16 protein-coding genes are annotated in these 20,773 nt (G+C 71.6%); 10 read left to right on the top strand and 6 right to left on the bottom strand.

Annotated elements, in window-relative coordinates:
* Positions 1-38: 38 nt before the first annotated feature.
* Positions 39-986 carry a serine/threonine-protein kinase gene (locus tag ABZ795_RS20460; protein ID WP_357531508.1) on the bottom strand — a complete coding sequence of 316 codons (948 nt, stop codon included), beginning with the start codon at positions 984-986 and terminating at the stop codon, positions 39-41.
* 165 nt (positions 987-1,151) lie between these two features.
* Here ABZ795_RS20460 and ABZ795_RS20455 point away from each other — a divergent pair, with 165 nt between their 5' ends.
* From ABZ795_RS20455 to ABZ795_RS20440, 4 genes are all read left to right on the top strand, one after another.
* Entirely contained in the window at positions 1,152-1,373 is a 222-nt protein-coding gene (locus ABZ795_RS20455; RefSeq protein WP_357531507.1) for a hypothetical protein, read from the top strand.
* Positions 1,374-1,445: 72 nt separating this feature from the next.
* Positions 1,446-2,192 (top strand): response regulator transcription factor, encoded by a 747-nt coding sequence (locus ABZ795_RS20450; protein ID WP_327025459.1) that lies wholly within the window; start codon positions 1,446-1,448, stop codon positions 2,190-2,192.
* A gap of 18 nt (positions 2,193-2,210) precedes the next feature.
* Entirely contained in the window at positions 2,211-3,653 is a 1,443-nt protein-coding gene (locus tag ABZ795_RS20445; RefSeq protein WP_357531543.1) for a HAMP domain-containing sensor histidine kinase, read from the top strand.
* A 4-nt stretch (positions 3,654-3,657) separates the two neighbouring features.
* Entirely contained in the window at positions 3,658-4,419 is a 762-nt protein-coding gene (locus tag ABZ795_RS20440) for a helix-turn-helix domain-containing protein (RefSeq protein WP_357531506.1), read from the top strand.
* A gap of 29 nt (positions 4,420-4,448) precedes the next feature.
* Here the strand turns inward: ABZ795_RS20440 and ABZ795_RS20435 are convergent, their stop codons facing one another.
* On the bottom strand, positions 4,449-4,853 hold the full coding sequence (locus tag ABZ795_RS20435; protein ID WP_357531505.1) for a VOC family protein: 405 nt from the start codon (positions 4,851-4,853) through the stop codon (positions 4,449-4,451).
* Between the two features lie 189 nt (positions 4,854-5,042).
* On the opposite strand from ABZ795_RS20435, the gene ABZ795_RS20430 reads away from it, so the two are divergent.
* The 4 genes from ABZ795_RS20430 to ABZ795_RS20415 all read left to right on the top strand — a co-directional run bounded on the left by ABZ795_RS20430 (position 5,043) and on the right by ABZ795_RS20415 (position 10,228).
* Complete coding sequence (locus ABZ795_RS20430; RefSeq protein WP_171023063.1) at positions 5,043-5,192, top strand: hypothetical protein; 150 nt, start codon at positions 5,043-5,045, stop codon at positions 5,190-5,192.
* A gap of 5 nt (positions 5,193-5,197) precedes the next feature.
* Positions 5,198-6,676, top strand: a complete 1,479-nt coding sequence (locus ABZ795_RS20425) for a class I SAM-dependent methyltransferase (RefSeq protein WP_357531504.1) — start codon at positions 5,198-5,200, stop codon at positions 6,674-6,676.
* Positions 6,669-8,696, top strand: coding sequence for a sulfatase-like hydrolase/transferase (locus ABZ795_RS20420; protein WP_357531503.1), 2,028 nt, complete (start codon positions 6,669-6,671; stop codon positions 8,694-8,696). The genes ABZ795_RS20425 and ABZ795_RS20420 overlap by 8 nt, the downstream gene beginning before the upstream one ends.
* 248 nt (positions 8,697-8,944) lie before the next feature.
* The gene (locus ABZ795_RS20415) at positions 8,945-10,228 is read left to right on the top strand and encodes a citrate synthase (RefSeq protein WP_357531502.1); all 1,284 of its coding nucleotides are present in this window, start codon (positions 8,945-8,947) and stop codon (positions 10,226-10,228) included.
* Between the two features lie 143 nt (positions 10,229-10,371).
* Here ABZ795_RS20415 and ABZ795_RS20410 read toward each other — a convergent pair whose 3' ends face one another.
* The 4 genes from ABZ795_RS20410 to ABZ795_RS20395 form a co-directional block, all read right to left on the bottom strand.
* Positions 10,372-11,040, bottom strand: coding sequence for a fasciclin domain-containing protein (locus ABZ795_RS20410; RefSeq protein ID WP_357531501.1), 669 nt, complete (start codon positions 11,038-11,040; stop codon positions 10,372-10,374).
* A gap of 89 nt (positions 11,041-11,129) precedes the next feature.
* Entirely contained in the window at positions 11,130-13,292 is a 2,163-nt protein-coding gene (locus ABZ795_RS20405; RefSeq protein ID WP_357531500.1) for a M14 family metallocarboxypeptidase, read from the bottom strand.
* Positions 13,293-13,416: 124 nt separating this feature from the next.
* A complete protein-coding gene (locus tag ABZ795_RS20400) occupies positions 13,417-14,079 on the bottom strand; it encodes a response regulator transcription factor (RefSeq protein ID WP_327025467.1) in 663 nt (220 codons plus the stop codon).
* A gap of 569 nt (positions 14,080-14,648) precedes the next feature.
* Complete coding sequence (locus ABZ795_RS20395; RefSeq protein ID WP_357531499.1) at positions 14,649-16,052, bottom strand: glycosyltransferase family 4 protein; 1,404 nt, start codon at positions 16,050-16,052, stop codon at positions 14,649-14,651.
* Between the two features lie 309 nt (positions 16,053-16,361).
* Here ABZ795_RS20395 and glgX point away from each other — a divergent pair, with 309 nt between their 5' ends.
* Positions 16,362-18,479, top strand: a complete 2,118-nt coding sequence (gene glgX, locus ABZ795_RS20390; protein ID WP_357531498.1) for a glycogen debranching protein GlgX — start codon at positions 16,362-16,364, stop codon at positions 18,477-18,479.
* Between the two features lies 1 nt (position 18,480).
* Entirely contained in the window at positions 18,481-20,766 is a 2,286-nt protein-coding gene (treY, locus tag ABZ795_RS20385; protein WP_357531497.1) for a malto-oligosyltrehalose synthase, read from the top strand.
* Positions 20,767-20,773 lie beyond the last annotated feature (7 nt).

Below are 20,773 nucleotides of genomic sequence, written 5' to 3'. Positions count from 1 at the left end.
GCCCGGCTACCCGAGCCGGACCCGGTGAAACCGGGAGGTCAGTCGCCGTGGCGGCTCCACTGCACCCCGACGGCCGCCTCGGTGGCCGCGGCGGCGGCCCGCTCCGTCCAGGGGCTCACCGGTGCCGGGCGCTGTCGAGGTAGCAGCGGCTCGTGCATCGGCACGTACACCCGGGCGTCCACCACCTCGGCCAACAGCAGCGCGGTGACCAGGCTGCTGGGCCGCCGGGAGGGCTCCTCGGCCAGGCAGCGCCGGCAGATGTCGGCCACCTCGGCGGGCAGCCCGGGCACCTCCGGCAGGGGCTGCGGGGGCTGCCGCCGGTCCGGCCCCAGCAACTGGGTGACACTGTCGGCCGCGTACGGCAGTCGCCCGGTCAGGCAGCAGTAGAGCAGTACCCCGAGGGCGTACATGTCGGCCGCCGGGGTGATGGGCGCCCGACGCAGCTGTTCCGGGGCCAGATAGGCCGGAGTGCCGACCACCATGCCCTCCGGCATGGTCTCGGTGGCACCGGCCGGGGTGGCGATACCGAAGTCGAGCACCTTGGCCCCGGAAGGGGTGAGCATCACGTTGGCCGGCTTCACGTCACGGTGCACGATGCCGTGCGCGTGCGCGGCGGCCAGGGCGGCGCTGACCTCCGCGCAGACCCGGGCCGCGATGCGCCAGTCCAGCGGGGCGACCCGCAGGTGGGCGGCGAGGGTCTCGCCCTGCACCAGCTCCATCACCAGGTACGGCGTCTCCCGGCCGGGGATGGTGGCGCAGGTGCCGAAGTCGTGCACGCTGGCGATGTTGGGATGCACCAGCCGGGCGGCGGAACGGGCCTCGGCCTGGATACGGGCCACCGAGGAGGCCCCGTCCGGCTGATCCGGTGACACCAGTTTGACCGCCACCGGCCGGTCCAGCACCGTGTCGTGGGCCTGCCACACCTCGGACATCCCACCGACGCCGATGCGCTGTTCGAGCCGGTACCGCCCGTCCAGCGTTCTCATCGACCGCCCCTTGCCCTTCGCCGGGTGCCTGCCCGGCTGCCGCACCCGCCTTCGGGCACCGGTACCCCACCTCCGATCAGGGCAAACCGGCTTCTGTCGGCGGTCAGTGCGTTAGCGTGCGAGCCGGGGAGCCGCGATACCAGGGAGTCTGGAGGGGAACGGGTGATGAGTGAGGTGACCGTACGCTTTGTCGGTGGCCCGGCCCATGACCTGGTGCGGGAACTACCCGCCGGTCCGGACGGTGCGCCGCCCCGGTTGTGGGTGCTGCGTCGCCCGGAGGCCGCGCCCACCCCGGCCGCCGATCATCTGTACGCCCGCCAGCGTCCCGACGGAACCGTCTGGACGATGCGTTTCGTGCGCACCGACCCGGTAGGGGTCAGCGAGTGAGCCGCCCGTACCCACAGCCGGCCCACAGGATCCGCACAGGTCGCCTCCCGCGTGCCGGACCACGATGAGGCCATGATGACCGAGAGGGAGAACGGGCCGGGTCGGGTGCCGTTGTGCCGGCCCGACGGCGAACCCGTCCGGGTGCTGGTGGTCGACGACGAGGCGACCCTGACCGACCTGCTGTCGATGGCCCTGCGCTACGAGGGCTGGCAGGTGCGGACGGCCGGGGACGGCACGGATGCCCTCCGACTGGCCCGACAGTTCCAGCCCGACGCCGTGATCCTCGACGTGATGCTGCCCGACTTCGACGGGTTCGAGGTGCTCCGCCGGCTGCGTGCGGACAACCCGTCGGTGCCGGTGCTCTTCCTGACCGCCCGGGACGCGGTGGAGGAGCGCATCGCCGGGCTGACCGTGGGCGGGGACGACTATGTGACCAAGCCGTTCAGCCTGGAGGAGGTGATCGCCCGGCTGCGGGCCCTGCTGCGCCGCTCCGGCTTCGCCGTCACCGCCCAACAGGAGTCCGTGCTGACCGTCGGGGACCTGACCCTGGACGAGGACAGCCACGAGGTACGCCGGGACGGCCAACTGATCACCCTGACCGCCACCGAGTTCGAACTGCTGCGGTACCTGATGCGCAACCCCCGTCGGGTGCTGAGCAAGGCGCAGATCCTCGACCGGGTGTGGCACTACGACTTCGGCGGCCAGGCCAACGTGGTCGAGCTGTACATCTCGTACCTGCGCAAGAAGATCGACGCCGGTCGGCAGCCGATGATCCACACCCTGCGGGGCGCCGGCTACCTGCTCAAACCGGCGGAGTGAGGGGTGCTGCGGCGCTGGCTGGCGGGCTGGTCCCTGCGTACCCGGCTGGTGGTCACCCTGGTGGCCCTGCTGGCCGTGGTCAGCCTGGCCATCGGCGGGATCACCACGGCGGCGCTGCGGGAGTTCCTGATCTCCCGGGTGGACGAGCAACTGCTGCCGATGACCGGTATGCGCGGCGGGCCGTCGGGGGAACCCGGACCGGGCACCCCGGCCTGGTCCGAGATTCGGGTGCCGCGCGGATTCCCGCCCGGCACCATCAACGCCCGGATCGTCGACGGGCAGGTAACCGAGGCGTGGACCCTGGCCGACCGGCAGGAGCAGGCGGTACCGGTCGAGGAGGTGGCCGCCCTGGCCACGGTGCCCGCCGACGGCCGCGCGCACAGCCGCGACCTCGGCGACCGGGGCAGCTACCGGCTGGTGGCCCGCACCTCCACCGCCGGCACCGTACGGGTGCTCGGGATACCGCTGGCCGGGGTCCAGGAGACCGTGGGATGGCTGGTGCTGGCCCAGGCCGGGATCACCGCCGTCGGGCTGCTGGTCGCCGGCACCGCCGCCACGCTGATCGTCCGGGCCACCCTGCGTCCGCTGCGCCGGGTGGCCGCCACCGCCGGTAGGGTCAGCGAACTGCGGCTGGACCGCGGCGAGGTGGCCCTCTCCGAGCGGGTGCCGGCCGCCGACACCGATCCCCGTACCGAGGTCGGGCAGGTCGGTGCCGCACTGAACCGGATGCTCGGGCATGTCGCCGCCGCGCTGGCCGCCCGTCAGGCCAGCGAGACCCGGGTACGCCAGTTCGTCGCGGACGCCAGCCACGAACTGCGTACCCCGCTGGCCGCGATCCGGGGTTACGCCGAGGTGGCCCGCCGAGGCCACGACCGGGTACCGGCCGACGTGGCCCACGCCCTGCGCCGGGTGGAGTCGGAGAGTACCCGGATGACCAACCTCGTCGACGACCTGCTGCTGCTGGCCCGGCTGGACTCCGGCCGCCCCCTGGCGGTGGAGTCGGTGGACCTCACCGCCCTGGTCATCGACGCGGTCAGCGACGCCCATGTCGCCGGCCCGGACCACCGCTGGCAGCTCGACCTGCCCGACCAGGTCATCCGGGTACCGGGTGATCCCGCCCGGCTGCACCAGGTGCTGACCAACCTGCTGGCCAACGCCCGGGTGCACACCCCGCCGGGCAGCACGGTCACCACCGGCCTGCGGCTGGTCGGCGAGGCCGCCGAACTCAGTGTCACCGACGACGGCCCCGGGGTTCCCCCCGAACTGCGGGACGAGGTGTTCGAACGGTTCGCCCGGGGGGACAGCTCCCGCTCCCGTACCCACGGCAGCACCGGCCTGGGCCTGGCCATCGTCGCCGCCGTGGTGGCCGCCCACCACGGCACTGTCGCCCTGGACAGCCGACCCGGCCGTACGGTGTTCACCGTCCGACTGCCGAACCCGACCCTCGGCGGGGCAGACTGACGGCGTGTACCGGGAAGGTCCGGCCGGGGTTGCCGGCGCAGTGTTGTGGAGCAGCTCCGCCCCGGCACAGCCGCGACCCGTGCGGGTGCTCCCGGACGGCTGCCTGGATCTGCTCTGGTCCAGCCGGGCCGGACTGCTGGTCGCCGGGCCGGACCGGACCGCCTACCTCAACCAGAGCGCGCCGGCCGAGGACTGGGTCGGGCTGCGCCTGCCACCCGGGGTCGGTCCGGCAGTGTTCGGGATCCCGGCCGTGGAGCTGCGGGACCGGCGGGTGCCCCTCGCCGACCTCTGGGGCGCCAGAGCGACCAGGGCCCTGGCCGACCGGGCCGCCGACGCCGCCGTGTCGAGGCCCGCCGGGTCACCGCCGGGCGGAGCGGCCGCCGCCGGCCTCGGCACCCCGGGTGCTGACGGGGTGGGCGCGGTCCTGGTGGCGGAGGCGGTGCGGCGACTGCGGGCCTGCGGTGGGCCGGATCCGCTGGGACGGCGGGTGTCCGCCGCCCTGGCCGCCGGGGCCACCGTGGCCGAGACCGCCGCCCGGGTCGGCCTGGACGCGCGCAGCCTGCTGCGACACAGCCGACACCTGTACGGGTACGGCCCGAAGACCCTGGCCCGGATCCTGCGGATGCGCCGGGCCCTGGCCCTGGCCCGGTCCGGGGTGTCCCTGGCCGAGGTGGCCACCCGGGCCGGCTACGCCGACCAGGCGCACCTGACCCGGGAGGTGCGGGCCCTGGCCGGTGTGGCCCCCACCGCGCTGCTCACCGACTGAACCGGGCCCACGCGGGGGAAGGCAGCTGCTCACCCCTCGGGGGTGGGGAGTGGGGCGAAGAGGTCGACGGCGTTGCCGTCGGGGTCGTGCACGACCGCGTACCGCTGCCCCCACACCGCGTCCCAGGGCGGCCGGTGACCGTGGGCCCCGGCGGCGGTGAGTTCGGCGTACCAGCGGTCCACCTCGGCGGGGTCGGCGCAGCGGAAGGCCAGGGCCACCCGCGTGCCACCGACCGGGGGAGTCCAGTCCGGATCGAAGGAGCGGATGGTGTCCAGGTCGTCCCAGGCCAGGCGCAGACCGCCGGGCAGCCGTACCTCCACATGGGGTTCCCGTTCCGCCTCGGGTGGGATGTCGAGGCCCAGCCGGCGGTAGAAGGCCAGGCTGCGGGCCAGGTCCGTGCTGACGATGCCGATGAGATCCAGTTCTGGGGTCATGGCCGCAGGCTACGGCCGAGCGGTGGTCACCGTCTTGAACGAAACGGACAGGGGATGTGGGCGTTCTGCCCGACAGGGCGGCGAAGCTCGGCGTACGGTGGCATAAGTCCGGCTCGACCAGCTAAATCCTGAATGTCAGCTTTCCTGGTCGGGGTGGCGATTCGACACGGCGAGGGGAAGGAGCGGTCGGTGAACCACTTGGCCTACCTGGACGCGGGATCCGGCAGCCTGATCGTGCAGGCGGTCATCGGCGGGGTCGCCGGGGTCGCGGTGGCCGCCAAGCTCTACTGGCGCAGACTGGTCAGCCGGTTCCGCCGCCAGCCCACCGACCAGAGCTGATCGGCATGGCGCTCCCGCACCTGCACCACCCCGCACCGCCCGACACCGACCGACCCGGCACCGCCTCCGCGCCGCCCGGCACCGGGCTGCGGGCCGAGCCCGGTTCCTTCCGGGACCCGGCCAACCAGGTCTTCCACGCCGGCGTCCAGGTGTTGCGCGGGCTCGACGAGACCGCTGCGGGACACTGGCGGGCCCTGAGCGGCACCGACTTCTTCCCGGCCCTGATGGCCGACGGCAAGGTCTGCGGCACCGAGGAGCTGCCGACCGCGAGCGCCCCCCAGGGGTGGGCGGCGGTCCTGCGACACGAACGCATCCCGTTCGTCTCCCACCCCTACGAGTGGTCCGTCACGATGCTGCGTGACGCCGCCCTGCTGCACCTGGAGATCCTCCGGGCGGCCCTGCCGGCGGGCTTCACCACCAAGGACGGTTCGGCGTACAACCTGCAATGGCGGGGCACCCGACCGGTCTTCATCGACGTGGGATCGTTCGCCCCGCTGGTCGAGGGGGAGCCCTGGGCCGGCTACCGGCAGTTCTGCCAGACCCTGCTCTACCCGCTGCTGCTCACCGCCCACCTGGGGGTCGACTTCCAGCCCTGGCTGCGGGCCCAGGTCGACGGCATAGCACCGGACCAGATGGGTCGGCTGTTCCGTGGGGTGCGCCGCCTGCTGCCCGGGGTGTTCACCCATGTGCACCTGCACGGCAGTGTGCAACGCCGCAACGCCGCCCGGACCACCACTGACGTCCGCGCCCAACTGCGCGACGCCGGGTACGGCCGGGAGCTGGCCCTGGCCACCGTACGCGGCATGGAGAAGCTGGTCCGGCGCCTGGATCACTCGCCGCCGACCAGCCACTGGGTGGACTACCAGCGCACCTGCGGCTACTCCGAGGCCGACCGGGCGGCCAAGGAAGGGTTCGTCACGGCCGCCCTGACCGGCGCCACCCGGCGGCGACTCGTGCTCGACCTGGGTGCCAACGACGGCCGGTACTCCCGGATCGCCGCCGCACACGCCGACTACGTCGTGGCGGTGGAACAGGACCCGGCCGTGGTGGACCGGCTCTACCGCACCCTGCGGGAGGAGGGGGAGGGTCGGGTGCTGCCACTGGTGATGGACCTGGCCGACCCGTCGCCCGGCGGCGGCTGGCGGGGGGTCGAACGGGCCTCCTTCGCCGCCCGCACCCGCGCGGACACCGTCCTGGCCCTGGCCCTGGTGCACCACCTGGCGATCGGCCGTAACGTGCCGCTGCCGCAGGTGGTGGAGTGCCTGACCGCCCTGGCCGCCCCGGACGGGCGGCTGGTGGTGGAGTTCGTCCACCCGCAGGACCCGATGGCCCGCCGGCTGCTGGCCAACAAACCCGACGGACTCTTCCCGGACTACCGGCGGGAGGCCTTCGAGGCCCTGCTGGCCGCGCACGGCACCGTCACCGACCGGCTGGAGCTGCCCTCGGGCACCCGCACCCTGTACCAGGTGGCCCTGGGTGGCTGACCAGCCCGGCACCGAGGCGCGGGCCCGCCGGTGGTGGGGGTGGGGCGGCTGGCGGAGCGAGGTCGCTCGGATGGTGGAGGTCGCGGCCCTGCTCGGCCTGGTGATCACCCAGCCGCTGCTGGACGTGCTCGGTCGCAGCCCGGACTTCTTCCTGTTCCACCGCGCCGACCGCCGGGAGATCCTGCTGCTGGTGGCCCTGATCGCGGTGCTGCCCACCATGGCGGTCGGGCTGCTCGGCCTGGTCAGCGGAGTGTTCGGTCTGCGGGTCCGCACGGCGACCCACTCCGTGCTGCTGGGCCTGCTGGTCGCCGCCCTGGCGGTGCAGGTCGGCCGGCAGCTGACCCCCCTGCGGGGGGTACCCCTGCTGGTGCTGGCCGGGGTGGTCGGTGCCGCCGGGGCGTACGCCCATCGCCGGTGGCGGGTCCCGAGCCGGATGCTGCGGGTGGCCGGCATCGGTCCGCTGATCTTCGTCGGGCTGTTCCTGTTCGCCTCACCGACCGGGCCGGTGGTGCTGCCCCGGGGTGAGGGCGGCGCGGCCGGCACCGCCACCGGCAACCTGCACCCGCCGGTGGTCATGCTGGTCCTCGACGAGCTGCCGCTGGTCTCCCTGCTCGGCCCGGACGGCGGGATCGACGCCGCCCGGTTCCCGCACTTCGCCGAGTTGGCCGCCGCCTCCACCTGGTACCGCAACGCGACCGGGGTGAGCGGCTGGACCCCGTACGCGCTGCCGGCCATGCTGACCGGCCGCTACCCGGCCCAGCCGTCCGCCCCGCACTACTCGCACTACCCGGACAACCTGTTCACCGCCTTCGGCGGCCTGTACGACATCCGCGCCGAGGAGAGCATCACCCGGCTCTGCCCGCCCAGCCGCTGTGAGCAGCCGGTCCTGCCGGAGCAGGGCCTGGGGGTGCTGGTCCGGGAGACCGGCCGGTTGCTGGGTCAGGTGACCGCCCCGCGGGACAGCCGGATCGACCCGGAGAACTCCTACCGGGAACGCACCGCCGAGGAAGTGGGCATCGACTCCGCCGAACCGGTGCCGGACGATCCGAAGTTCCGCTGGGACAGCCTGAACGTCCACCAGCCGGCCCGGTTCACCAGCTTCCTCAACGGTCTGACCCCGAGCGCCCGCCCCACCCTGCACTTCCTGCACCTGCTGATGCCGCACTCACCGTGGGCGTACCTGCCCTCCGGGGCCCGCTATCACGCTCCACAGGAGTTCCCCAACGAGGGCGAGGGCTGGGTGGACCTGGCCCGAGCCCGTCATCTGGCGCAGCTCGGCTACACCGACCGGTTGATCGGCGAGACCCTGCGGAAGCTGCGCGAGAGCGGCCTGTGGGATCAGGCCCTGGTGGTGGTCACCGCCGACCACGGGGTCAGCTTCACCAAGGGGGTGCAGGGGCGGGGCCTGGACTCGATCCGGGCCGCCCCGAACGAGGTGGCCTGGGTGCCGATGTTCCTCAAGACCCCGGGGCAGCGCGCCGGCCGGGTCGACGACCGCAACTGGGAGCATGTCGACCTGCTGCCCACGGTCGCCGAGGAGGCCGCCATCTCGCTGCCCTGGTCGGTGGACGGCCGCTCCGCCCGCCAGGCGCCGCGCGCCGAGGCCAAGGTGTTCTACGACCAGCCGGCCGAACCGCTCACCCTGCCCGGAGGGGTGCCGGACCCCCTGCCCCCGCCGGCCCCGCATCCGTTGGTCGGCACCGCCGTGGGCGAGGCCCCGATGGGCGGCACCGTACGCCTGGCCGGTCAGGACGGCTTCCGGGCGGTCGACCCGGACAGTGGCGAACTGCCGGCGCTGATCTGGGGCACCCTGCCCGAACAGGTGCCTGACGGCACCCTGCTGGCGGTGGCCGTCAACGGCACGGTGGCCTCGGTGGTGCCGGTGGTCGCCCCCGATCCGGGAGGTAGGCGCTTCGCCGCCCTGCTCGCCGACGACCGTTTCTTCCGGGCCGGGGCGAATCAGTTGGATTTGTACCTGGTCGATCCGGCCGGCACCCTCCGGCAGCTAGCCATCTCCTGAACCGTCGGAGCTGGCCAAACGGGTCTTGACTGAGTCCCCGCGCAGTGTTTTTCCGGCCGCCGATTTCCGTCTCAGAGGCGCTCTGCGTTCCTTTCTGTCCCGATGGTCGGGGTTTCCCTGCCGGCTGCTCGGGAAACGGGTGACGCATACCTCACCGCAGAACCACGGCGAGCGGTGTTGTCGCAACCGCAATTACGGTAGAAGCGAAGGCAATTCAACGTAGATCTGCCGGCGAAGCGAGGAAACACATGACGGAAGTCAAGCTCGATCACTCCGGCGGGCAGCTGTCGATGCCGGTACATTCCGCGGTCGAGGGCCCCGCCGGCATCGGTGTGGGCAAGCTCCTGAAGGAAACCGGACTGACGACGTACGATCCCGGTTTCGTCAACACCGCCGCCTGCTCGTCCGCGATCACCTACATCGACGGGGATGCGGGCATCCTGCGTTATCGGGGTTACCCGATCGAGCAGCTGGCCGAGAAGAGCTCCTTCCTGGAGGTCTCCTACCTGCTGATCTACGGTGAGCTGCCGACCAGCACGCAGCTTACCGAGTTCAGCGAGCGGATCCGGCGGCACTCGCTGCTGCACGAGGAGATGCGCCGGTTCTTCGACGGCTTCCCCCGGGACGCCCACCCGATGGCGGTGCTCTCCTCCGCGGTGAGCGCCATCTCCACCTTCTACCAGGACAGCCTGGACCCCTTCGACGCCCAGCACGTGGAGATGTCCACCGTGCGGCTGATGGCGAAGGTCCCGACCATCGCCTCGTACGCCTACAAGAAGTCCATCGGGCAGCCGCTGCTGTACCCGGAGAACTCCCTGGGCTACGTGGAGAACTTCCTGCGGATGACCTTCGGGGTGCCGGCCGAGCCGTACGAGGTCGACCCGGTGATGGCCCGGGTGCTGGACATGCTCTTCATCCTGCACGCCGACCACGAGCAGAACTGCTCCACCTCGACCGTACGCCTGGTCGGTTCCAGCAACGCCAACCTGTTCGCCTCGGTCTCCGCCGGGGTCAACGCCCTGTTCGGCCCGCTGCACGGCGGTGCCAACCAGGCCGTACTGGAGATGCTGGAGCGCATCCAGGCCGACGGCGGTGACGTGCAGTCCTTCGTCCGCAAGGTCAAGGACAAGCAGGACGGCGTCAAGCTGATGGGCTTCGGCCACCGGGTCTACAAGAACTACGACCCGCGGGCCGCGATCGTGAAGAAGGCCGCCCAGGACGTGCTCGGCCGGATGGCCAAGCCCGACCCGCTGCTGGACATCGCGATGCAGCTGGAGGAGATCGCCCTGGCCGACGACTTCTTCGTCTCCCGGCGCCTCTACCCGAACGTGGACTTCTACACCGGCCTGATCTACAAGGCCATGGGCTTCCCGACGAAGATGTTCACCGTGCTGTTCGCCCTGGGCCGGCTGCCCGGCTGGATCGCCCAGTGGCGCGAGATGATCAACGACCCGGAGACCAAGATCGGTCGGCCGCGCCAGGTCTACACCGGCGCCACCGAACGCGACTACCTCCCGCTCGACAACCGCTGACCGGTAAGGAAGGGCCCCTTCTTAACGCCTGGCGTAGAGAAGGGGCCCCTTCTTAACAAGCGACGACACAACACGACGGCCGCCGCCCCGATCCGGGGTCGGCGGCCGTCGTGGTCCGCGAGGAGGGGGTTTTGCCCCGCGGGCTAGTGGTACGGATGATCGTCCTCGCCACCGGCCGTGGTGGGCAGGGACCCGAGGACGTGGTCGATGACATGGATTCGGGCGTTCGTCGCCTGGTAGTCGGCACACAGGGTCTCCGCCTCGGTGCCGAACCGGGCCCCCGAACCCTGAGCGGTGACGGTGAGTTCGCCCTCGGCGAGGGTCCGCACGGTGCCGGCGGCGACCATCTCGGAGACCGACATCGGCCCGGTCACCAGGTGCTCGCGCAGCAACTCACGCAGCTCGTCGGTGTCGTGCAGCAGCAGTTCGTCGAGGTTGGTCCGGGAGAACTTCTCCGCGAACGCGTCGTCGGTGGGCGCCAACACGGTCACCCCGGTCAGCTCGCCGGCCATACCGGTGGCCCGGACCGCCGCGTCGAAGGTGGTCAGCACGGGAATCCACTGCACGGCCTGGTCGGCGGGCATGCCGGCGAGCGATTCCGGGTTCCCCGGCTCGGCGCCCGCCGGCAGCTCGGCGCAGAGTGGACCGGTGACGGTGAACGCGACGGGCGTGATCCCGTCGTCGCCCGTCGCGTTGTCACCGGTGCACCCCGTGACCGCCAGCAGCGTGGCCAGAGCCAACCCGGTGGCCGGGCCGGCCCGTCGGACCCGCCGTGGTGTCGGCCTCATGGTGTCGAGGAAGACGTCGGTCACGGTGTTCTCCACTCCGCACTTGGTGTACCGGCAGGCCGGGCGCGGAACCGGCCTGCCGGTACGTCTGTTACCGGTTGACGGTCAGCGGCTCAGAGGCGAGCGCACTGGCCGATCTTGAGGCCCCGAACGGTGTTGGGGGTCTCCAGGTTCACCGGCGTGACGGCGTTGCTGGTGCAGGTCAGCAGACCGGTGAGGTTGTTGCCCGCCACCAGCGGCGCCCCGATGACGCCGTTGGCCACGTCGGCCGGGCCGCTGGCCTTGGTGCCGTGCACCAGCACCGAGCCGTTGATCTTGTTGCCGACCATGATGACCGGGCCGGCGGTGTTGAGCACGTTGACCATCGCGTTGACCTTGCTGTCGGTCAGCACGAACCCGGCCGCGCGGTCAGCGTGGACCAGACCGTTGATCGTGCTGCCGGTGGCGATGAGCGTGGCACCCTTCTTCACCGTGATCGCGCCCCGCACGGTGGCGTCGGCGATGCAGGTGACACCGGAAACCGTCAGCGCACCCTTGCGGGTACCGGTCACGGTCGGCATGATCCGCTCGCCGGCGACCAGGCCGGCGACGGCCTGCTCGTCGAGCAGCAGCGGCACCAGGCCCCGCTGCGGCTGGGACAGCGGAACGATGTAACCGTCGGCGGTCTTGATGACCTTCCAGCCGTGCGCGGCGAGCCGCTGGGCCACCGTGGTGCCCTGGCCGCCCGGACCGTCGGTGCGGGCACCGTTGTACTGCTCCTCGGTGAGCTTGTACGCGCACGGCGCGTGCTGGAGGATGTTCTCCTCGCGCGGAGCGTCGACCGGCGGCGGAGCCTCACCCGGGTGCGGGGCGGGGTACGCCTTGATCTCCCGGGAACCCTCGAGGACGATCGGCCCGGTGTTCGCGGACTGGAACTTGATCGCGTCGGCCCGAGCCTTGTTGAGGTCCTTGAGGGCCGCCCCGTGGTACTGGAAGAACTGGTTGAAGGTCCAGAGCCCCGAGTAGGTCTTGCGGCGGCGGTTGGTGGCGGTGTTGGTCTCGCCCGGCCGGGTGGGGCCACCGGAGCTGCGCAGCTCCAGCAGCGAGTTGACCACGTTCTTCAGGCCGAGGGTGTTGCGCAGGATGGTCTCCTGACCCAGACCGACGGTGGCACCGGCGGTGCAGCCGTACGGGCAGGCCCACCAGCCGTCCTTGGCGCCCTCGGTGTACATGTGGCCTTCGATCATGTCCTGCGACTCGTCGAAGATGCCCTGGGCCACGTTGGCGTGCCGCGGCGACAGCATCGGCAGGTCACCGGTGTTGCTGTTGCCGTACTCGTGGCCGTCGTACCCGGCGATCGGCCGGTAGTCGCGGACCATCTCCGCGAAGGCCTGGGTCTCCGGCTGACGGATCAGCGAGTGGTCCCGGTTGAGGTCCTGACCGGTGGAGTTGCCCCGGCTGTTGGCCGCCCGGCCGTCCCCGTTGATCGTCGGGACGATCAGCACGGTGGTCTTCGACAGCAGGTCGAGCGTGCTCCGGTCCTGGGTGAAGGCCAGCTGGCGCGCCATGATGAAGCACGCCTCACGGTCGCCCGGCTCGTTGCCGTGCACGTTGCAGTTGACGACCAGCGGGCTGGTCGCGGCCACGGCCTCCGGGGTCGCCGGCGGCTTCGGGTAGCCGATGATGAACATGTTGATCGGCCGGTTGTGGACAGTGCGGCCGATCTCCGTCACGCGCACCCGGTCGCTCAGCTCGTCGATGGCCGCGGTGTACGCGTACTCGTTGACGTCGCTGGTGTACTGCGCGCCGAGGGTCTCCTCCCACTGGGTCCGCAGGTTCTGACCCGGGATGTTCGGGTCGCCCCAGTGCGGCTTGGTGGTAGCGGTGACCGCGGCCGAGTACGGCTGCGCCTCGGTGCCGAACCGCGCCCGGACCCGCCACTGGAAGCGGTCACCGGGAGCGAACCCGGCGTCGGCGAAGGTCGGCTTGTCGTTGTTGATCTGGCGGTTCGGCCGCCAGAGGCCGACGATCACGCCGTTGCCGGTCGCGGTGCCATCCTCCGCGACGGGCGTCCGCTCGATCTGGTAGTCGGTGGCCCCGTCGACGTGGGTCCAGGCCAGGGTCGCGTACCCGTCGCCCTGGACGACGCTCACGTTCTGAACCTGGTTCGGCTCCGCCTGGGTCTGAACGGCGGTGCCGGCCGACTGGCCGTGCGCCTGGGCGGGCAACGCCGTCACCGCGAGAACGGCGGCTAGCAGGCTGGAGAAGACACCGGCCCTTGTCCGTCTGTATCTCAAAAGGATCTCCAAACAGGAGGTATGGCTGGGTGTCGAACAGCACACCCGCCGTGGGCCTGTCGCGGGGTAGAGGGCTGGGAATCTTGAGGATGATCTGAGGTTGGCGGCAGCGGCCACCCTCGGCTCAGTCGACCCGCAGCCGATATCCGACCCCCCGTACGGTTTCCACCAGTCCGGCGTCGACCAGTTTGCCCCGCAGAGCTGCCACATGGACGTCCAGGTTGTGCCGGGTGGCCCAGGTGGTCTGCCACACCTCCAACTGCAACCGGTCCCGGGGCACCACCGTGCCGGCCTGCCGGGCCAGCGCCACCAGCAGATCGAACTCCTTGCGGGACAGCGCGATCTCGCGCTTGTCGATCCAGACCCGGCGGGCGTCGACATCGATGCGCAGCGGACCCACCTGAAGGGCGGTCGTGGCCCGCACGGTACGGCTGGTCCGGCGCATCACCGCGTCGATGCGGGCTTGCAACTCCACCATCGAGAACGGCTTCACCACGTAGTCGTCGGCACCGGCGCGCAGCCCGGCCACCCGGTCGTGTTCCTCGGCCCGGGCGGTGACCGCGATGATCGCGACCTCCTCGTTGTGCTGACGGATGCGCCGACACACCTCCAGACCGTCCCGGTCGGGCAGATTCATGTCGAGCAGAATGAGATCGACCGGCTCGGCCTCGGCCGCCTCGGCGGCCGTGAGCGCCTGCACCACCTCGTGCCCCCGTCGTCGCAGCGCCGAGGCCAGCCCCGCCGATACGCGCAGATCGTCTTCCACCAGGAGCACCCGCACTTGCATCCTCCTCGACCCGCCCCCGCTGGATGTACGCGAGTCTGTCGGATGTGAACGGCCGTTGACCAGTGCGGATGCAAGATCGTAACGACAGTTTCGGCTACCCGAACGGCCCCGAGGCCGCCTTCACGGCCACCGAGTCCCCGCTGACCGCACCCTGCCGCGCAGCCCCGCATCGACACCCGTGCCGTGAAGCCGTCCCGCCCTCAGCCCCGACGCCGTTACCGTCCGTACCGGTGCCGCCGCCCAACCACCCCACCTCCGTCCCCTTTGCTCTGCTTCAACCCACGCACAGGTCACCGACCGTGTTGGCGGTGGCGTCACCGCCCGCGCCCGTCCGCCGCATCCATGCAGCTCAAGGGCCGTTGCGTGGGTTGAAGCAGAGCAAAGGGGGAGCAGGGGAGTTCCTACTCCCGCCCGCCACATCACCCTCGGCACCGCCATGGCCGCAGGGCGACGCCAGAGACGGCAACCCCATGGCCGGCGACGCCGCAGGCAGCGACGTCGCCGGCAGGCAGTGCGCGGCGCGCGGAGGCAGGAACCCCGGGGGCGCGATGACCGGCGGGTGGGAGGGGTCAGCGCAGGCCGGCGGCGGCGAGCAGGTTGCCCTCCGGGACCGACGGGCGTGGCCGACCGTGGGCCATCTGCTGCGCCGCGCGTTCGGCGGCGACCGTGGGGGCCTGGGCGATGGCCGAGGCGTACGCGGAGGCGGTGCGGCTGGCGATCGCCGCCCACCCGTACTGCTCGTGCACCATCACCCGGGCCCGTCGAGCCAGGGTCCGGGCGTGCTCGGGGTCGGCCAGCAGGGTGTGCACGGCGTCGGTCAACGCCTGCGGGTCGTGGGGACGGAAGGTCACTCCGGTGACCCCCGGCTCGACGATCTCGGCGAGCCCGCCGGTCTCGGCCACCGCCAGCGGCGCACCGGCGGCGGCCCCCTCCAGGGCGACCATGCCGAACGGCTCGTAGATGCTGGGCACCACGAAGCAGTCCGAGGCGGCCATCACCGCCGGCAGATCCGTGCCACCGAGGAACCCGGGCAGGCTCACCGTGTCGGCCAGACCCAGCCGGTGCACGTCGGCCTCCAACTCGGCCCGGTACGGGCCGTCGCCGACGATCACCGCGCGCAGCCCGGGGTGCCGCTCCCGCAGCCGGGGCAGCCCGGCGAGCAGGTGCTGCACCCCCTTCTCGTACACCAGTCGGCCGGCGAAGGTGACCAGTGGACCCTCCCCGGCGAACCGGGCCCGGGCCTGCGCCACCGCGCTGGCCGGTACCCGCCAGCGGTGCGGCTCCACCCCGTTGGGCACCACGTCGACCCGACCGGCCGGCACCCCGAACAGGCCGGTCACCTCCTCGCGCATGTAACCGGAGCAGACCACCACCCGGGTGGACTCGCTGCCGAGCCACTGCTCGACCCCGTGGATGGTGCGGTTCATCTCGCCGGGCAACCAGCCCTGGTGCCGACCCGCCTCGGTGGCGTGGATGGTGCTGACCAGCGGCAGGTCGAGGTGATCGCACAGGGTCATCGCGGTGTGCGCGACCAGCCAGTCGTGGGCGTGGATGACGTCGTACCCGCCGGTCTGGGCGGCCCGCAGGGCGGCACGGGTGAGGGTGTGGTTGAACGCCATCGTCCAGGCCAGCAGGCTCTCCGTGGCCAGCGGAAAGGTCACCGGGTCCTCGGCGGCGCGGACTACCCGCACCCCGTCGACGTACTCCTCCAGCGGCGCGCCCTCGGCGTGACGGGTGACGACGGTGACCTCGTGCCCGGCGGCGACCAGGGCCACCGACAGGGCGTGCACATGCCGACCCAGTCCACCCACGAGCACCGGCGGGAACTCCCAGGACAGCATCAGGATGCGGTGGCCGCGCGGCGGTGTGGCCGGGCCGGACTGGGCCGGGAACTGGGCTCGTGAGATGAGGGTGGGCCGGTGGGACCGGTCCGTGGCGGTGGCGGTACGCCCGCCGATCCGCAGGGTCGTCACATCAGTCTCCGTCCGTGCAGGGAGGAACGCGCCGACTTCGGTGGCGGCGACAGAACAAACTGTGGGTTTTGGACGCGCGCAACAAGGAAACGTCATCTCTGCCGATTCCGCACCTTGAGGACGATCACAGTGACTGAGGGCACCATGCGGATTCACCCAGGGTCAGTCGGGCGGCCACCAGGCATTCATCCGATCGGATGGATTGGCGGCGGACCGGGCGGGGCATTACGCCGGCGCGCACCCGCCGGGTCCCCCGGACGGGTGGGTTCATGATGCGGGCGCGCTCATGATTCTTGCCTAAGGAGCGACATGCAGGTCTGGCCGGGCGAGCGGTACCCCCTCGGGGCGACCTACGACGGGATGGGCACCAACTTCGCGATCTTCTCCGAGGTGGCCGAGCGGATCGAGCTCTGCCTCTTCGACGAGTGGGACGTCGGCCATGAGCGCCGGGTCGAGCTGCGCGAGGTCGACGCGTACGTCTGGCACGCCTACATCCCCGGCCTCGGACCGGGGCAGCGGTACGGCTACCGGGTGCACGGCCCGTACGACCCCGCCAACGGGTTGCGCTGCAACCCGCACAAGCTGCTCATCGACCCGTACGCCAAGGCGATCGACTCCGACGTGCAGTGGGACCCGGCGGTCTACGACTACACCCTCGGTGAACCGGAGCGGATGAGCGAGACCGACTCGGCGCCCTTCATGCCGAAGTCGGTCGTGGTGAACCCCTACTTCGACTGGGGCAACGACGCCCCGCCGCGCATCCCGTACCACCGCTCGGTCATCTACGAGGCGCACGTACGGGGCCTGACCATGCGGCTGCCCGGCATCCCCCAGGAACTGCGCGGCACCTACGCCGGCATCGCCTCACCCCCGATGATCGAGCACCTGACCCGGCTGGGCGTGACCGCCATCGAACTGATGCCGGTGCACCAGTTCGTCCACGACCACCGCCTGGCCGATGAGGGGCTGCGCAACTACTGGGGCTACAACACCATCGGCTTCTTCGCCCCGCACCACGGCTACTCCGCCCTGGGCAACCTGGGCCAGCAGGTGCAGGAGTTCCGGGGCATGGTCAAGGCCCTGCACGCCGCCGGCATCGAGGTGATCCTCGACGTGGTCTACAACCACACCGCCGAGGGCAACCACCTGGGCCCGACGTTGAGCTTCAAGGGGGTCGACAATCCCAGCTACTACCGGCTGAGCGAGGAAGACCGGCGGTACTACGTCGACTACACCGGCACCGGCAACAGCCTGAACGTCCGCAACCCGCACTCCCTGCAACTGATCATGGATTCGTTGCGGTACTGGGTCACCGAGATGCACGTCGACGGGTTCCGCTTCGACCTGGCCGCCACCCTGGCCCGGGAGTTCTACGAGGTGGACCGGCTCTCCACCTTCTTCGAGGTGGTGCAGCAGGACCCGGTGGTCAGCCGGGTCAAACTGATCGCCGAGCCCTGGGACGTGGGCCCCGGCGGCTACCAGGTGGGCAACTTCCCGCCCCAGTGGACGGAGTGGAACGGCAAGTACCGGGACACCGTCCGCGACTTCTGGCGCGGCGAACCGGCCACCCTGGCCGAGTTCGCCTCCCGCATCTGCGGCTCCGCCGACCTGTACCAGGACGACGGGCGCCGCCCCTTCCACAGCATCAACTTCGTCACCTGCCACGACGGGTTCACCCTGGCCGACCTGGTGTCGTACAACGACAAGCACAACGAGGCCAACGGCGAGGAGAACCGGGACGGGGAGAGCCACAACCGGTCCTGGAACTGCGGGGTCGAGGGCGACACCGCAGACCCCGGGGTGCTGGCCCTGCGCGCCAGGCAGCGGCGCAACTTCATCGCCACCCTGCTGCTCTCCCAGGGGGTGCCGATGATCGGCCACGGCGACGAGTTGGGCCGCACCCAGCGCGGCAACAACAACGCCTACTGCCAGGACAGCGAGCTGGCCTGGGTCGACTGGGAGAACATCGACCACGACCTGCTCGACTTCACCCGCCGACTGGTCGCCTTCCGCCGCCGACACCAGGTGTTCCAGCGCCGCCGCTTCTTCACCGGCCTGCCGGTACGCGGCCGGGAGGTCGACGAACCCCTGCCCGACCTGGCCTGGTACACCCCGGACGGGCGGGAGATGACCGGTGAGGACTGGGGCAACGACTTCGGCCGCTCGGTGGCGTTGTTCGTCAACGGCGACGGCATCCGGGAACGCGGCCAGTACGGCCAACGTCACCACGACGCCTCCTTCTGGCTCTGCTTCAACGCCCACGACGCACCACTGGACTTCACCACACCGCCGGCCGAGTTCGGCCAACGGTGGGAGTTGGTCATCAGCACCGCCGAACCTGACCAGGACAAGGGCACCACCGTCGAGGCCGGCGCGACGATCTGCGTACCGGACCGGTCCCTGGTGGTGCTGGAGAGGGTCGCCTGAGATGACCGCGAAGCCCCTCGGCGCCACCTACCGGGTGCAGGTGCGCCCCGACTTCGACCTGGACGCCACCGCCGGCCTCGCCGGCTACCTGGCCGACCTCGGCGTCACCCACCTGTACAGCGCCCCGCTGCTGACCGCCGCCCCGGGCAGCACCCACGGCTACGACGTGGTCGACCACGGTCAGGTCAACCCGGAACTCGGCGGCGAACCCGCCCGGCAACGGCTGCTGCGGGCGCTGCGGTCCGTCGGGCTCGGCCTGGTCGTGGACATCGTGCCCAACCACGTAGGGGTAGCCGTACCGGCCGCCAACCCGGCCTGGTGGGACGTGCTGCGCCGAGGACGCGACTCGGCGTACGCGGACTGGTTCGACATCGACTGGGATCGTGGTCGCCTGCTGCTGCCGGTGCTCGCCGAGGACCCCGACGCGCTGGACGACCTAGCCATCGTCGACGGGGAACTGCGCTACCACGAGCACCGCTTCCCGATCGCCGAGGGCACCGGTGACGGCAGCCCACGGGAGGTGCACGACCGGCAGCACTACGAGCTGGTCTCCTGGCGGCGCGGCGACGCCGAGCTGACGTACCGCCGGTTCTTCGCCGTGGCCAGCCTGGCCGGGCTGCGGGTGGAGGATCCGACGGTGTTCGCCGCCACCCACGAGCTGATCCTGGCCTGGGCGGCGGCCGGCGAGATCGACGGCATCCGGGTGGACCACCCCGACGGGCTGCGCGACCCCGCCGCATACCTGGCCCGGTTGCGCGAGGCCGCCCCCGAGACCTGGCTGATCGTGGAGAAGATCCTGGAGTACGGCGAGGAACTGCCCGGCTGGCCGGTCGACGGCACCACCGGCTACGACGCCCTGGCGGCGGTCTGCGGACTCTTCGTCGACGGCGACGCCGAAGCCGACTTCACCGCCCTGGACACCCGGCTGACCGGCCGGGCCACCTCCTGGGCCGACCTGACCCACGACACCAAACTCGGCGCCGCCACCCGACTGCTGGCCGCCGAGCTGACCCGCCTGGCCGCCCTAGCCCCCGAGGTGGACCCGGACGCCGCCCGCGCCGCCCTGGCCGAGTTGGCCGCCGCCTTCCCGGTCTACCGCGGCTACCCGCCCGACGGGGTACGCCACCTGGCCAACGCCCGCGCCGAGGCCGGCCGCCGCCGCACCGACCTGACCGGGGCCTTGGACGCGGTCACCCGGCGGCTGCGGGACCCCGACGACGAACTGGCCCGCCGCTTCCCCCAGTTCACCGGCGCGGTGATGGCCAAGGGGGTGGAGGACACCGCCTACTACCGGTGGACCCGGTTCGTGGCCCTCAACGAGGTCGGTGGCAGCCCTGCCCACTTCGGCACCCTGCCCGGCCGGTTCCACCGCTTCGCCGTCGCCCGGCACGACCGCTGGCCGACCAGCATGACCACCCTGTCCACTCACGACACGAAACGCGGCGAAGACGTCCGCGCCCGGCTGGCCGTCCTGGCCGAAATGCCGCAGCGCTGGGCGCAACTGGTCACCGGCTGGATGGCGGCCGTGCCGCTGCCGGACACCGCCCTGGCCCACCTGCTGTGGCAGACCGCCGTCGGCGCCTGGCCCATCGAGCGCGAGCGCCTGCACGCGTACGCCGAGAAAGCCGCCCGGGAGGCCGCCGCCTCGACCGGTTGGACCGACCCCGACCCGGCCTTCGAACAGGCCATGCACGCCCTGGTCGACGCCATGTACGACGCCCCGACCGTCAGTTGCGAGCTGGCCGCCTTCGCCGCCGAGATCACCCCGGCCGGCTGGTCCAACTCGCTGGGGCAGAAGCTGATCCAACTCGCCATGCCCGGGGTGCCGGACACCTACCAGGGCACCGAGTTGTGGGACAACTCCCTGGTCGACCCGGACAACCGCCGCCCGGTCGACTTCGCCGTACGCCGGGAACTGCTGGCCCGGCTAGACGCCGGCTGGCAGCCGGCGGTGGACGCCACCGGCGCGGCCAAGCTGCTCGTGGTGTCCCGCACCCTGCGGGCCCGCCGGGACCGCCCGGAGCTGTTCGGCGACTACCAGCCGATGCTCGTGCACGGCCCGGCCGCCCGACACGCCGTGGCCTTCGACCGGGGTGGCGCGGTGGCCGTCGCCACCCGCCTGCCGCTGCGGCTGGCCGCCGAGGGCGGCTGGCGCGACACCACCCTGTCACTGCCCGTTAATCAGATGTCGTGCCTGTTCACCGGTCGGGTCTACAGTGATGGACGGGTCCGACTCGCGGACCTGTTGGCCACATATCCCGTCGCTCTGCTGGTGCCCACCACCTGACCCGGGA

The organism is Micromonospora sp. NPDC047134 (assembly GCF_040643455.1).
In the GTDB taxonomy this organism is placed as follows: domain Bacteria; phylum Actinomycetota; class Actinomycetes; order Mycobacteriales; family Micromonosporaceae; genus Micromonospora.
Note: the sequence above shows the minus strand (reverse complement) of the source record. Positions and strands in the feature narration are given on the sequence as shown.

Bases quoted from the DNA above. Each gene is read 5' to 3' on its own strand.
- ABZ795_RS20455 (WP_357531507.1), top strand. From the start codon at position 1,152: ATGAGTGAGGTGACCGTACGCTTTGTCGGTGGCCCGGCCCATGACCTG.
- ABZ795_RS20435 (WP_357531505.1), bottom strand. From the start codon at position 4,853: ATGACCCCAGAACTGGATCTCATCGGCATCGTCAGCACGGACCTGGCC.
- treY (WP_357531497.1), top strand. From the start codon at position 18,481: ATGACCGCGAAGCCCCTCGGCGCCACCTACCGGGTGCAGGTGCGCCCC.
- ABZ795_RS20450 (WP_327025459.1), top strand. From the start codon at position 1,446: ATGATGACCGAGAGGGAGAACGGGCCGGGTCGGGTGCCGTTGTGCCGG.
- ABZ795_RS20415 (WP_357531502.1), top strand. From the start codon at position 8,945: ATGACGGAAGTCAAGCTCGATCACTCCGGCGGGCAGCTGTCGATGCCG.
- ABZ795_RS20460 (WP_357531508.1), bottom strand. From the start codon at position 986: ATGAGAACGCTGGACGGGCGGTACCGGCTCGAACAGCGCATCGGCGTC.
- glgX (WP_357531498.1), top strand. From the start codon at position 16,362: ATGCAGGTCTGGCCGGGCGAGCGGTACCCCCTCGGGGCGACCTACGAC.
- ABZ795_RS20425 (WP_357531504.1), top strand. From the start codon at position 5,198: ATGGCGCTCCCGCACCTGCACCACCCCGCACCGCCCGACACCGACCGA.
- ABZ795_RS20400 (WP_327025467.1), bottom strand. From the start codon at position 14,079: ATGCAAGTGCGGGTGCTCCTGGTGGAAGACGATCTGCGCGTATCGGCG.